The 12,060-nt window shown below is 69.7% G+C and carries 10 protein-coding genes; 6 read left to right on the top strand and 4 right to left on the bottom strand.

What is annotated here, in order from left to right; all coding sequences use genetic code 11:
- Positions 1-52: 52 nt before the first annotated feature.
- Positions 53-718 carry an RNA polymerase sigma factor gene (locus I4J89_RS25555; protein ID WP_309238480.1) on the top strand — a complete coding sequence of 222 codons (666 nt, stop codon included), beginning with the start codon at positions 53-55 and terminating at the stop codon, positions 716-718.
- The gene (locus tag I4J89_RS25550) at positions 715-1,617 is read left to right on the top strand and encodes a CU044_5270 family protein (RefSeq protein WP_230859556.1); all 903 of its coding nucleotides are present in this window, start codon (positions 715-717) and stop codon (positions 1,615-1,617) included. The genes I4J89_RS25555 and I4J89_RS25550 overlap by 4 nt, the downstream gene beginning before the upstream one ends.
- 75 nt (positions 1,618-1,692) lie before the next feature.
- Here I4J89_RS25550 and I4J89_RS50930 read toward each other — a convergent pair whose 3' ends face one another.
- Positions 1,693-3,249, bottom strand: a complete 1,557-nt coding sequence (locus I4J89_RS50930) for a CBM96 family carbohydrate-binding protein (RefSeq protein ID WP_196416590.1) — start codon at positions 3,247-3,249, stop codon at positions 1,693-1,695.
- Between the two features lie 158 nt (positions 3,250-3,407).
- Here I4J89_RS50930 and I4J89_RS25540 point away from each other — a divergent pair, with 158 nt between their 5' ends.
- The gene (locus tag I4J89_RS25540; RefSeq protein ID WP_196416589.1) at positions 3,408-4,577 is read left to right on the top strand and encodes a dipeptidase; all 1,170 of its coding nucleotides are present in this window, start codon (positions 3,408-3,410) and stop codon (positions 4,575-4,577) included.
- Between the two features lie 533 nt (positions 4,578-5,110).
- Here I4J89_RS25540 and I4J89_RS25535 read toward each other — a convergent pair.
- A complete protein-coding gene (locus I4J89_RS25535; RefSeq protein WP_196416588.1) occupies positions 5,111-7,534 on the bottom strand; it encodes an APC family permease in 2,424 nt (807 codons plus the stop codon).
- A gap of 120 nt (positions 7,535-7,654) precedes the next feature.
- On the opposite strand from I4J89_RS25535, the gene I4J89_RS25530 reads away from it, so the two are divergent.
- A complete protein-coding gene (locus tag I4J89_RS25530) occupies positions 7,655-7,921 on the top strand; it encodes a hypothetical protein (protein ID WP_196416587.1) in 267 nt (88 codons plus the stop codon).
- 231 nt (positions 7,922-8,152) lie between these two features.
- Here the strand turns inward: I4J89_RS25530 and I4J89_RS25525 are convergent, their stop codons facing one another.
- Entirely contained in the window at positions 8,153-8,803 is a 651-nt protein-coding gene (locus I4J89_RS25525) for a response regulator (RefSeq protein WP_196416669.1), read from the bottom strand.
- Positions 8,800-10,032: a sensor histidine kinase gene (locus I4J89_RS25520; RefSeq protein WP_196416670.1), complete on the bottom strand. Its 1,233-nt coding sequence runs from the start codon at positions 10,030-10,032 to the stop codon at positions 8,800-8,802. Before I4J89_RS25520 ends, I4J89_RS25525 begins: the two co-directional genes overlap by 4 nt.
- A 144-nt stretch (positions 10,033-10,176) precedes the next feature.
- Here I4J89_RS25520 and I4J89_RS25515 point away from each other — a divergent pair, with 144 nt between their 5' ends.
- A complete protein-coding gene (locus I4J89_RS25515) occupies positions 10,177-11,088 on the top strand; it encodes an ABC transporter ATP-binding protein (RefSeq protein WP_196416586.1) in 912 nt (303 codons plus the stop codon).
- On the top strand, positions 11,085-11,840 hold the full coding sequence (locus tag I4J89_RS25510) for an ABC transporter permease (protein WP_196416585.1): 756 nt from the start codon (positions 11,085-11,087) through the stop codon (positions 11,838-11,840). Before I4J89_RS25515 ends, I4J89_RS25510 begins: the two co-directional genes overlap by 4 nt.
- Positions 11,841-12,060: the final 220 nt, after the last annotated feature.

Below are 12,060 nucleotides of genomic sequence, written 5' to 3'. Positions count from 1 at the left end.
GCGCGCGCTGGATCCGGATGGAACTCGATGTCGTTAGCGGACAGGACACGGTGTGACTGGAGAGATGCGGGCCCGGATACGGGCCGGTGACCAGGACGCCTTCGGCGACCTGTTCGACGAACACGCGCGAGCCGTCTACCGCTACGCCGTCTGGACGGAGGGCGACCCCACGAACGCCGAGGACGTGGTGTCGCTGACCTTTCTGGAGGCGTGGCGGCTGCGGGCTTCGCTGCGGCCTGACGGTGAGAGCCCGCGCCCGTGGCTGCTCGGCATCGCGACGAATGTGCTGCGCAACCGGCGGCGGGCGGCCCGGCGGCATCGTGCGGCGCTGTCCCGGGTTCCGGCTGCCGACGCGCTGCCCGACTTCGCCGACGAGGTGGTGGGCCGGATGCACGACGCCGCGCAGCTCGCCGCCGCGACCGCCGCGTTGCGCGCGTTGCGCCGGGCCGACCGGGAGGTGTTTCTGCTCTGCGTCTGGCATCAGCTGGACTATGCGGCCGCCGCCGAGGCGCTCGGCGTGCCGATCGGGACGGTCCGGTCGCGGCTGTCCCGGGCACGGAGCCGGTTGCGCGTACTCACCGAGGCCGAGCTCGCGCAGGGCCCGACCGTGACCGGGACGGCGTCGACCCCGACGACCGAATCGGTGCTCCTTGAGGAACGGGCGGCTTTTACCCGTACCCAACAATGTTTTTCGATCTTGCCGGAGGAGACGCGATGAGCGACTTGATGACGGCCCCGCCCACCGGCCCGGATCTGCCGGAGGCCCGCTTGCGGGCCCGGCGGGCTCACCTGATGGCCGAGATTCACGGCTCGCCGAAGCCGGCTCGCCGCTGGATGCTCGTCGCCGCGCCGGCGGCGTGCCTGCTTGCCGCGGTGATCGCGGCCGCTGTGATCGCGGCGCCGTGGATCGACTCGGTGAAGCCGAATCCGACCGCTCAGGTGCTGCCCGGCGATCGCGCGGCCGCGCTGGTCTTTCTGGATCGGCTGGCCGCGGCCGCCGGCGTCACGCAACCGAGCACTCCCACCGAGGGCCGCTACCTGTACGTGAAGAGCCGCATCGCCTACATGGAGTTCACCGACGACGGTGGTGAGCTCGACGAACTGCACGACCGGGAGATCTGGCTCCCGCTGTTCGCCGGTGGCCGGGGACGGCTCAAGGAGGCCGAGCGGCCCTCCGACCTGGGAGTGTTCACCGCCGAGCAGGTGCACGCCGACCTGCCCGACGACCCGGACGAACTGCTCGCGAAGATCTACGCCGAGTCGGCCGGGAAGGGCCACAGCCGCGACGGGCAGGCGTTCACCGTGATCGGTGATCTGCTGAGCGAGGCCATGCTCCCGGCGCGGACCACGGCGGCGCTCTACCAGGCCGCGGCGAAGATCCCCGGGGTGGAGCTGATCGCGGACGCGGAGGACGCGGCCGGCCGGCACGGCGTCGCCGTGGCCCGCGTCGAGCAGGGCGAACGCCGCGAGTGGATCTTCGACCGGGAGAGCGGTGAGTATCTCGGCGAGCGATCCTACCTGGTCGAGGACCAGCCCTACGGCAAGGCGGGAATGATCACCGCGACCACCGCGGTGACCGCACGGGCGGTGGTCGGCAACCTCGGCGACCGACACTGACATGCCCGGCCGGGAAAGCAGGAAAGCGCCGCCCGGCGGGGGACCGGACGGCGCTTTCCTTGAGGGAGGGCTAGGTCAGCCGAGCTTCACGTTGAAGATCGGGTTGGCGGCCAGCTTCTTGAAGGCGGCCAGGCCGGCCGGGGTGCTGTCGATGCTGATGTCGCGGTTGCCCTCGTCGTCGGCCTTGGTGTCGAAGTGCACCATCGCCTTGATCGCGGGACGCTTGACCAGCTCGGCCATGACGCTGTTGTAGACCGCGGACTTGTCGGTGGTCTTGCCGATGCGGTGGTAGCCGCCCCACTCAGCGATCATGATCGGCTTGCCGGCGTGCTTGGTGGTGGCCCACTCGTAGAAGCCCAGGCCGCCGCCCTTCGGGGCACGGTCGAGCAGGTCGGCGAAGTCACCGAAGTGGTAGTAGCCCTTCTCCACCGAGACGTACGAGTCCAGGCCGATCCAGTCCACGATGTCGTTGCCCGGGTAGAGGTCCTTCCACCAGGTCTGCGCCATCCACTTCTCGTTGCCCATGTAGGCGAGCACGTTCACCACGTTGGTCACGCCCTTGGCACGCAGGCGCTCGATGGTGTGGCGGTACATGGCGGCGAAGTCCTTCGCCTCCCAGCCGGAACCGGCCTTGGCGACGACGTCGTTCTCCGGCTCGTGGTTGAGCACGAGGAAGGTCTTCTTGCCGTACGCCTTGATCCGGGTGGCGAACGCGTCGATCCGCTTGTCCTGCTCACCCTTGGCGACCTTGGCCCAGTTGGAGCCGTACGCGATCTTCCAGTTCAGCAGGAGCACGCGCGGGTTGGCGGCGTCCTTGGTCATGGCGATCTCGGCCTTGGTCGGGAACGGCTCGTCGCCCTTGTGGTACGTGTGGAAGATCGTCGCGGTACGGCCGCTCAGCTTCTCCCAATTCTTGTGCTCGAGGTCACGCGGCTTGCTGGTGAAGCCGCCGGCCGCGCCGCCCCACAGCACGCCGCAGGAGGGCACGAGCTTGGCGTCGGTGACGCAGTTCTTGTAGTCACCGGCGGCGACCGGCTTGGCCGGCTTGGCGGGCACGGCAGGAGCGGCGGCCTTGCCGTCGGTGGTGATGACCAGCTCGGGGCCGCCCTTGGCCTTGTTCTCGGCCGACTGGAAGCGGTTGAGGCTGGTGGCGGTCACCGCGAACGAGTAGGTGCCGGGGCCGGTGACCTCGGCGCTCAGGTCGAACCCGACCCGGGTGTCATCCGTGCGAGGGGTCACCGAGGCAACCGCGAGACCCAGCTTGGGCGCGTTACCGGAGGTCAGCTTGCCCTCGGTCCACGAGTTGTCGACAACCCGCGACACGGTGACCTTGCCGGACGGCTTGCCCGACGGGCTGAGGAACAGCCGCGCGGCCTTGACGTCGGTGCCGGCCGGAACCGTGAACTTCAGGAAGGCGGTCTTGCTGTCCTTGCCGCTCTTGCCGGCAGCGAGCTTGTCCTCCGCGCCGAACGCGGCGGTCTTGCGGCTGCTTGAGGTGTAGCTGTCGTCGGCGGCCTGAACGGCCAGCTCGGCGTTGGCCGCGTTAGCGGCACCCGGCACCAGCACAGCGCTGGTACCAGCGAGTACGGCGGTCAGAGCTGTCAGAGACTTCGGCAGCTTGGCGCGTCGCAATGTAAATCTCCCCCGGTTTGTCCGGCCCATGTCGGCCGGGCATGTGAAAGAGATTCCAGGTCGGCGGGTGCACGCCAAGTGCCCGTGCAGGTGCTGGCAGGTTGCGGTGTTTGCGGGTTCTGCTTGCACCGCGGGCCGGGGAACGGTAGCCAGAGAGCATGCTGCTGATCATCGACGGCCACAACGACCTCCCGATGCGCCTGCGCGAGTGGCACGGGTCGAGCGTGGCGGGGCTGGAGCAGGAACGCCCACCCCTGCACACCGACCTGCCACGACTGCGCGCCGGCGGCGTGGGCGGCCAGTTCTGGTCCGTCTACGTCCCGTCCGACCTGCCCGAGCCGGTCGCTCTCGCCCACACCCTGGAGCAGATCGACGTGGTCTACCGGATGGTCGCCGCGTACCCGGACGACCTGGAGCTCGCCTACACCGCGGACGACGTGGAGCGGATCATGGCGGCCGGGCGGATCGCTTCGCTCATCGGCGTGGAGGGCGGCCACAGCCTGGCCGGTTCACTCGGCGTGCTGCGGTCGCTCGCCCGGCTCGGCGTGCGCTATGTGACGCTCACCCACAATCACAACACCGCGTGGGCGGACTCGGCGACGCAGCCGCCGGCTGTCGGCGGCCTCACGGCCGAAGGGCGAGCGATCGTACGCGAGATGCAGCGCATCGGCGTTCTCGTTGATCTCTCCCACGTCTCCGCCGCCACTATGCACGCGGCACTCGACGTCGCCACCGCTCCGGTGATCTTCTCGCACTCGGGTGCCCGGGCGGTCACCGACCATCCCCGCAACGTGCCGGACGACGTGCTCACCCGCCTGCCCGGCAACGGCGGCGTCATCCAGCTGCCCTTCGTGTCGTACTTCGTCTCCGCCGAGACGTTCGACTGGAAGCTGGCTGCTGACGCCGAGTGGGAACGGCTGGGCCTGCCGCCGGTTCCGTACGAGTGGCCTGAGACCCTGCGGCCTGGTTCGGAGCCGTCCGGGGTACCGCTCAATCCGCCGGTCGACCCGGCCGCCGAACCTTCCTTATATGCCTGGCTCGCCGCCCATCCGAAACCGTCCGCGACCGTCGGCCAGGTCGCCGACCACATCGAGCACGCCCGCGAGGTGGCCGGGGTTGATCACATCGGCATCGGTGGGGACTACGACGGCACTCCTGAGGTGCCTGTCGGGCTGGCCGACGTCTCCGGGTATCCGCGGTTGTTCGCCGAGCTGAGCAGCCGTGGGTGGTCGGAGGGTGAGCTTTGCAAACTTGCCAACGGCAACATTCTGCGCGCGTTGCGTGAGGCTGATCGGCTCGCTACGGAGCCGCTGCATCCGTGCTGTTGAGCCTTGTCGCCTGGCTTCGGAGTTGGGCCGGGCGCGGTCTATCTGCGCGCGGGCGGCTTGGGAGGCCTCGGCCTGCGGTTGCCGGGCGGCTGGGCGCCTCGGCCCGGCGGTCGCCGGGCGGCCGGGTGTGGGCAGTTGGCTCGCGTGGCGAGGCGGGAGGTGTGGCTGCGGTTGGCAACAGCCGAAACGCGTACCAGAAAAGGGCGCAAGCGAAACGCCCTAGGGTGATTTGCGGATCCGCCGGCGGCCCAGCTGGTGGGTTCGGACGCCGGGCCTACCGGCGGATCGGCCGGCACGCACCGTGATGCCTGGTGGGCTTCGCGACTGCTGCCGGTACGCAAGCGGTGTGGCCGCTTGACATGAAGACTCTACGGTTTCCCATGATGCGGGAAACGGAGAGGGTCCCCCACATCTACGGTGGGGGACATGCGGTTCCGGTCATGAGCATGCCGTGCGGCGGCGCCCGTCCCACCTATAGGGAACGCTGTACCGAGAGCGAGGCATCACTCACCTCAGTTTTGCGTTTGTGCAGTTCAGGGTGTTTCCTCCGGCGCATCGGGATTGGCTTCGCGCGCACGCGGAGCGCGGGTCCGTGGTTGTCCCGGCTGAGCTTTTTCGGCCACCGGCTCGGTCTGGGTCGGTTCGTTGATCGTTGCCGGCTCGGCGGCTGACGGCGATCCGGTGATCTCGTCGGGGCGCGTCGACGAGGAGGCTGACGCGGCGGATATCTGCGCGGATCCGGATACCTGCACGGACGGTGATCCTGGGTCGGATACGAAGGGTTGCGGAGCCGCTGCTTCGCCGGATGCCGTTCCCTTGGGCTGTGGCGCGGTTGCCTCACTGGAAGCCGTCGACGCGGCGGATTCGCCCGGCGAGGCCGGCACGCCTGGCGTGGTCTGCGCTGGATGTGCCGATCCGGTGGGACCGTTGCCGGACGGCGGCTCGGCCGCGCCACGTCCCGGCGCGCGCCGCGCTCGCGGCGTCCTCGGCCGGCGGACCGTCTCCGCTTCTCCGGAAGCGCCGTTCGGCGGCGTGGCCTCGACGGCCTCACCTGGCACCGAGGTAGCGGGCGGCCCGTCGGCCGGAGGGCGGGTCGCACGCCTGCCGGTTGCGGCCTGTTTGCGTGGATTCGACGCCCGCCGGGGCGGAGCGGGCCGCGCGGCGCCGGCTTCGTCCTCCCGGCCGGCGGGCTCGCCCGGCGCGACATCACCGGCCTTCTCGCGCACGCTTGCTAGGCCGGCCGGTCCGGAGCCCGGCGTTTTCTCCTCACGGGAAGCAGGGTCACCGGCTGCAACGTCGCTTGATGCCGGGCTCGCTTCCGGTGCGGGTGATCCAGTCTTCTGCGCGCGTGCGGCCGCTTCGCCGGATGCCTCCGTCCGGGTAGCGGGCGTGCTGACCGCGCGGGCGGCCGCATCGTTGCTGGTCGCGGTGGCCGGATCGGCTGCAACGGTACCCGGAATGTCGCCTCGCGGTTCAGCGACCGGATCATCGATCTGGTCCGCATCGCGTTGCGGTTCGACGGCGGCTGCCGCCGGCGAGGGAGGCAGGCCGGAGCCGATCCCCGCGTACACCTCCGGCCGCTCGTGCCGCAGCCGTCGCCCCCAGTACACGCCCAGCAGGAAGAGCAGCAGGAACGCCAACGGCGGCGTCCACACCTTCACCAGGTTGTCGGAGTCGAGCAGGATGCCGAACGAAGCCACCGTCAGCAGCAGGATCAGCACCAGGAACACCAGCGCGATCCACGGCGCGATCGAGCGCCGCCAGCGGCTTTCGCCATGGTCGTCAGCGCGGAAGTAGCGGACTACCGCCACGGCGGCGATGGCCATCAGGACGAGGACGCCGAGGCCGCCCGAGACGGTGCCGAAGAAGAACAGGTCGGTGGTGGGGTTCCAGCCGGCCACAGCGAAGATCAACAGTACGGCGACGGCGAGCCCGGACTGGGCAAGCGACGCGGTGACCGGCACGTCATCACGGGTGCGCGCCAGCGAACCGGGCAGTACGCCCTCACGCGCGACGGTCAGGGCGTACCTGGCGACGGTGTGGTGGAAGGCGAGCATCGCGGCGAACAGGCTGGTCGCGAAGAACACCCGGGCCAGATCGATGACCACGGCCGGCAGATACGGCTCGGGCAGGAAGAAGAACAGGTCGTCAAGGTGGTCGGCGGCGATCACGATGATCTGGTCGGGTCCGGCGACGACCGACATCACCCAGGCGGTGCCGCCGTAGAGGACGGCCGCGACGAGCAGGGTGAACCCGATCGCGCGGGCGATGGTGCGGCGCGGATCCTTGGCCTCGGCCGCGTAGACGAGGGGCGCCTCGAAGCCGACCATTCCGGCGATCGCGGCGACCAGCAGGGCGACGCCTCCGGCGCTGGCGATCAGAGCCGGGTTGAGGGTGTCGAAGGTGACCGTGCCGCCGGCCGGGTTGGCGAGCATGACGGCGTCGAGAATCAGCACGATCAGCACTTCGGCGCAGACCAGGACGGTCAGGATTCGGGCGTTCAAATCAATGTTCAGCCGGCCGAGTACGGCGATCAGCGCCCAGCCGAGCAGCGCCCAGATCACCCATGAGATCTCGACGCCGAAGGCGGCCAGCACGTGGTGCGCGGCCACCCCGAAGGCGCCGTAAAGACCGATTTGCATGGCGTTGTAGGCGAGCAGCGCAACGAAAGCGGTGCCCACACCGGCCGGGCGAGAGAGACCGGCCGCAGCGTACGCATAGAAGGCGCCGCTGTTGGGAACGTGCCGCGCCATCGCGGCAAGCCCCACCGCGAAAACGCCCAGCACGGCCGCGACCAGCATGTACGCGACCGGGATGCCCTTCTCCTCGACCTGGCCGTAGCCGAGCGGCAAAGCCCCGGCCACGACGGTCAGCGGCGTCATGGCGGAGACCGCGATGACGAAGATCGGCCACGTGCCGAGCCGCCGCTCGGTCACCGTGGTAGCCGGCTGGGGCATGGCGCCTCCTCATCGACGAACCGCCCTCCATCATGTCCTCCACAACGTACGAGCGACATAGAAAGTTCTCGATCTTGGAGGGCCGCGTTTGGTGCCTGGGGCGCCGGGTACGCTCCGCCCATGCCCCTCGGACCGCAACCGCGTGGTCGCCGCGGGACGGTGGAGAAGCCTTACTCTCCGCTCAATCTGCGGCTGGTCCTGGCCGTGTTCGGGCTGGTCGTCTGCACCGGCTTGGCGGTGTTCCTGTTCCGCGCCGGGTGGACGGTCCCCGCCTGGCTGATGGTTGCTTGGGCGGCGGTCGCCGTTATCGACATCGTGGTAGTGCAGCTGCGCCGCCGGGCCCGTGCCCGCGCCGAGGGCGGCCGCCATCACTCCCTGTTCGAGTAGCGGACGGGGAATTCAAGCCAGACCGGGCATCGGCTACCAAGTCGCCGGGTCTCGGCGCTGCTCGATCGAGCCGCCGCGCGCCGCCCAACCGAGTTGCCGCACGCTGCTCCAGGAAACCTCGGCACGCCGCCCAAGCAGGCGCGGTGCGCTGCCCGGTCAAGCCGCCGCGCCGGATCGGTGATCGCCCAGACGTCAGCGTCGCTCTGTCAGCCCGAGCCGTGCACCGCCCGATCAGGCCAGGCCCGCGTCGTGCACGAGCAAGGCCACCTGTACCCGGTTGTTCAGGTCCAGCTTGGTGAGCACCCGGGAGACATGTGCCTTCACCGTCGCGACCGACATGAACAACTCGGCTGAGATCTCCGCGTTCGACCTGCCCTGCGCCACGGCGAGCGCCACCTCACGCTCTCGGGTACTCAGGCGAGCCAGCCGCCCAGCGGCCTGACCGCGATCCGGCGGCCCGGCCGCGACATGCGTGATGAGCTGTCTGGTCACGCTCGGCGACAGTGTCGCCTCCCCCCGGGCCACCCGCAGCACCGCCTGTTTGATTTGCGCGGGTGGAGTGTCCTTGAGCAGGAAGCCGCTGGCGCCCGCACGCAGCGCCCGCAGCACGTACTCGTCGGCGTCGAACGTCGTCAGCACCAGCACCTCCGGCGCACCGGGGCGATTGCGCAGTGCCTCGGTGGCGGCCAAGCCGTCGACGCCTGGCATGCGGATGTCCATCAGCACCACGTCGGGCCGATGTTGGGTAACCGCGGCCGCCACCTCGCCGCCGTCAGCGGCCTGCCCGACCACGCTGACCTCCTCGCCACCGGAAAGGATCATGGAAAGCCCGGCGCGCACCAGTGGATCGTCGTCGACGATCAGCACGCGAACGGGCTTCATTCCGTCCACGGCAACCACGCGGTCACGACGAACTCGTCGCCATCGATGCCGTGGCTGAGCCGGCCACCGGCGAGGGAGGCACGCTCAGTGAGACCGATCAGGCCCATGCCGGTGCCTGGAATCGGCATTGCGGGGACGGTCACCGCGAGTGGATTGCGGATCTCGATGGTCAGGCCCTTCCCGGGAGCGCCGCCGACGGCGACGCTCACCGCGGCAGCCGGGGCATGCTTGCGAGCATTGGTCAGGCTTTCCTGGATGATCCGGTACGCGGCCCGCCCGGTCACGAGCGGCACCGTGTCGGGCTCGGTCGCCATGTTGAGCCGTACCCTGATGCCCGCCGACCGTGACTCGTCGGCCAGCGCGGGCAGCGCGCTCAGGGTGGGCTGTGGCCGCTCCGGCGGCCGGTTCTCCTCGGACTGTCCCTCCCGGAGCACACCGATCACCGCCCGCAGATCCTGTAGTGCCTGGTGGGCACTTTCCCGGACGATGGCCGCTGCTCCGGCGATCTCGGCGGCCGGGGCGTCCGGCCGGAACTCGAGTGCCCCGGCGTGCAGGCTGAGCAGCGAGATCCGGTGAGCGAGGACGTCGTGCATCTCGCGGGCGATGCGGGTGCGTTCCAGGACACGGGCCTGGGCCACCCGTAGCTGCTGCTCGGCCTCGGCCCGCTCGGCCCGCTCCCGCCAGGAATTGATCAGCTGTCGGCGCGCTCGCACCAGCATGCCCCAGAGGCAGGCCATGACGACCATCACGGTGCCCCAGCCGAACGTCGACCAGAAGCCGGCGCCGGTCCCCGGCCGCAGGTAGGCGAAGACAGCATTGGCGGCCACCACGGCCATGACGAACATCGCCACCCATCGGAAGCGGCGGTGCACCGCGCCGGTGAACACGACGATCAGCAGGGTGATGCCGCTGGCGACCGAGAAGAAGGCGAGCAGTAGGAGATAAAACGCGAGTGGGGTCAGAAGGCGACGGCGCCACCAGAGCGCGATCCCGGCGATTGCGCTCAGCACACCGTCGGCCACCACCAGCCACACCGGGGTGCCCACCCACTGCTGCGTCATCCCCGGGTTCGGCTGGAGAAGATCGATGGTGGCCGCCGCGGTGAACCCGAAGCCGAGCAGGAAGCAGAGGGTGTCGACCACCCAGTCACGCATGGATCGGCGCGCCGAAAGCGGGCCGGCCGGGTCCGCCGCCAGCGCGGACGGCCACAACCACCGGTATTCCGTCATCGACGCCCCCACGTGTCCGACGATACGGGCCGGCCGCACCGGGCCGATACCGACCAAAGTCGTAACCGGTCTATCGACCAAGGTTCGCGGGCATCGACCTGCGGCCGAAGCGCGGGCACCATGGGCGGCCGCAGGCTGAGTTCCATGATTGAGGTCGAACATCTCACCAAACGGTACGGCGGCCAGCTCGCCGTCGATGACGTGTCGTTCACCTGCGAACCCGGCACGGTGACCGGATTTCTCGGCCCCAACGGTGCCGGCAAGTCCACCACTATGCGGATGATCTGCGGTCTCACCCCGCCCACCTCGGGAGGGGCAACGGTGGACGGCGTCCCGTACCGCCGGCTCGGCAACCCGGGGCGCAAGGTCGGTGTGCTGCTCGACGCGTCGGCGCAGCACGCCGGTCGGACCGGCCGGGAGATCCTGGCCCTCGCCGCGATCACGATGGGCCTGGACACCGCCCGCATTCCGGAGCGGCTGGCGAAGGTGGGGCTGGACAAGACCGCAGCACGCCGACGGCTGCGCGGGTACTCGCTCGGCATGCGGCAACGGCTCGGTCTCGCGTACGCGATGCTCGGCGACCCGGCCGTACTGATCCTCGACGAACCCGCCAACGGCCTGGACCCGGAGGGCATCTTCTGGATGCGCGGCCTGCTGCGTGGCTTCGCCGACCGGGGTGGCACGGTCCTGCTCTCGTCGCACCTGCTGCGTGAGGTGGAGGCGGTCGCCGACCGCCTCGTCGTGATCGGCAACGGCCGGATCCTCGTCCAAGGCGGCAAGGACCAGTTGCTCGGTGAGGCCGGCACCCTCGTACGTGCCGCCGACCCGGCCGAACTGGACTCGCTGCTGCAGAGCATGGGCATCACCGGCTCGCGCTCGGCGGACGGCAGCATGCTGGTGCCCTCCGATCCGCAGACCATCGGCAAGGCCGCCGCGGCCGCCGGCGTGGTCCTGCTGGAGCTGCGACCGGCGGGGGCTGGCGGGCTGGAGGAGATGTTCCTGCGGCTGACCGGCAACGGCCACGGCGACTCCAAGCTCGAGGAGGTCACCCGATGAGCGTCCTGACCGAGAACCGTGCCGTGCCGCTGGGCCGGCTGACCGTGGTGGAGCTGCGCAAGCTCGCCGACACCAGGGCTGGATTCTGGCTGCTGCTGATCATCGGTTTGGCCACCGTGGGCACCTCCGCGATCCTGCTCGGCTGGGCGGAGGACGCCGAGCAGACGTTCTCCGGCTTCTTCCTCTTCGGCCTGGTGCCGTCGGCGGTGCTGCTGCCGGTGCTCGGCATCCTGTCGGTGACCAGCGAGTGGTCGCAGCGCACCGCACTGACCACGTTCACCCTGGTGCCGGCACGAAGCCGGGTGATGTTGGCGAAGCTGGCCGCGGGTGTTCTGATCGCGATCGCGGCGACCGTGGCGACCGGGCTGCTGGCCGCGGTAGCCAACCTGATCGCCGGGCCGCTCGGAGGTGACGCGTCGTGGACTCTGGACTCGTCGCTGATCTGGCAAAGCCTGCTCCTTCAGGTGATCTTCGTGCTGATGGGGATCGGCTTCGGTGCGATGCTGCTCAACACCCCGCTCGCGATCGTGATCTACTTCGCGCTGCCCACGGTCTGGACGGTGATCGGCGAGATCGTCACCAAACTCGCCGAGGCCGCCAAGTGGCTCGACCTGAATGTCACCTCGCAGGCGTTGTCGGAGGCGGACGCGACCGGCGGCGAGTACGCCCGGCTGGCGGTTTCGACAGCGCTCTGGGTGATCGTTCCGCTGGTGTTCGGCTTCATCCGGGTCCTCCGCCGCGAAGTTTCGTGATCCACTGGGTGGTTTCCTGACTGACAACAACCGGTGTTGGCGTCACGGCCTCGCGATCGCAGGTAGCGTCGCGAGACGTGACGCGCACCCTATTTGCGAGCTTCGCGGCCTTAACCGTTACTGTCCCGCTATTCGCTGGCCCGGTCTCCGCGGGCGCGGTGCCGCCCACGCCACCGCCTTCCCCCAGCCCCAGCGAGACGGCAGCCGTACCGGCGGACGA

This window comes from Actinoplanes aureus, from assembly GCF_015704865.1.
Classification (GTDB): Bacteria; Actinomycetota; Actinomycetes; order Mycobacteriales; family Micromonosporaceae; genus Actinoplanes; species Actinoplanes aureus.
The sequence above is the reverse complement of the archived record's forward strand: the minus strand, read 5'-3'. Positions and strand labels throughout refer to the sequence as shown.

Excerpts from the sequence above, each read along its gene's own strand:
- I4J89_RS25550 (WP_230859556.1), top strand. The coding sequence starts at position 715 with ATGAGCGACTTGATGACGGCCCCGCCCACCGGCCCGGATCTGCCGGAG.
- I4J89_RS25535 (WP_196416588.1), bottom strand. The coding sequence starts at position 7,534 with ATGCCCCAGCCGGCTACCACGGTGACCGAGCGGCGGCTCGGCACGTGG.
- I4J89_RS25515 (WP_196416586.1), top strand. The coding sequence starts at position 10,177 with ATGATTGAGGTCGAACATCTCACCAAACGGTACGGCGGCCAGCTCGCC.
- I4J89_RS25520 (WP_196416670.1), bottom strand. The coding sequence starts at position 10,032 with ATGACGGAATACCGGTGGTTGTGGCCGTCCGCGCTGGCGGCGGACCCG.
- I4J89_RS25540 (WP_196416589.1), top strand. The coding sequence starts at position 3,408 with ATGCTGCTGATCATCGACGGCCACAACGACCTCCCGATGCGCCTGCGC.
- I4J89_RS25510 (WP_196416585.1), top strand. The coding sequence starts at position 11,085 with ATGAGCGTCCTGACCGAGAACCGTGCCGTGCCGCTGGGCCGGCTGACC.
- I4J89_RS25525 (WP_196416669.1), bottom strand. The coding sequence starts at position 8,803 with ATGAAGCCCGTTCGCGTGCTGATCGTCGACGACGATCCACTGGTGCGC.
- I4J89_RS25530 (WP_196416587.1), top strand. The coding sequence starts at position 7,655 with ATGCCCCTCGGACCGCAACCGCGTGGTCGCCGCGGGACGGTGGAGAAG.